This is a genomic window from Acidiphilium sp. PM (assembly GCF_000219295.1).
GTDB classification, from domain to species: domain Bacteria; phylum Pseudomonadota; class Alphaproteobacteria; order Acetobacterales; family Acetobacteraceae; genus Acidiphilium; species Acidiphilium multivorum.
Genome location: NZ_AFPR01000459.1, coordinates 1 through 598, shown reverse-complemented (window position 1 = coordinate 598; position 598 = coordinate 1). Strand labels below are relative to the sequence as shown.

The 598-nt window shown below is 59.9% G+C and carries 2 protein-coding genes; one reads left to right on the top strand and one right to left on the bottom strand.

Annotation, left to right across the window (positions count from 1 at the left end; translation table 11 throughout):
- Nucleotides 1-437 (top strand): hypothetical protein (locus APM_RS13815; RefSeq protein ID WP_241763163.1); only part of this gene is annotated, 437 nt, incomplete at its 5' end.
- On the opposite strand, the gene APM_RS22400 is transcribed toward APM_RS13815, so the two are convergent.
- Nucleotides 412-598 (bottom strand): hypothetical protein (locus tag APM_RS22400; RefSeq protein WP_206740699.1); only part of this gene is annotated, 187 nt, incomplete at its 5' end. The two genes, APM_RS13815 and APM_RS22400, sit on opposite strands and share 26 nt — an antisense overlap.

The following is a 598-nucleotide window of genomic DNA, read 5'->3' as shown; positions in this document are numbered from 1 at the left end:
GAATGTCGCGCCGGCCGCCCATGGGTAGGGGGATGGAGGAGCGTTTTGCCTCCACCGCGGACGCGTCGGCTCGCACCACCGGCTTCGTCTCCCAGCTCGGCCGGGTTTTGCTCGGCCTGCTTCGGGGCACGTTGCGTTTTCTACTGGTGTCTGTGCTCGACGTGCTGATTCTCGCGGGGCGGTTCGTGCTCTGGTTCCGCCGCATCCTGTTCTGGCTGGGCTTCTTCTCGGCTCTATCCTGCATTTTGAATTATGAGGTTCATAAGCCGCTGCTCGCGACCTTCGCGCTCGGCGCTGGCATCCTCATGATGGCGCTCTCACGCACCAACCTGCTCCTCAATGACCGGCTGCGCTTCTGGCAACTGCAATTCCACGCCTGGGCGCAAGGCTGGGCGGTGCGGCGCTATGAGTTCACTGTGTTGCCACCTCGGCGTTAATGGAGTTGGCCATATCAATGTCTAGCAGATTTTTCATGTTTACATGTAAACATGCCGTCGTGTTGATAGTGCCACCGGCCGGTGATTCGGACACATCAAAAAGCAGCCGCGAGAGCGGGGTCCCACCTGCCGGAATCGGTGTTGAATCCCGAATTGGGTGA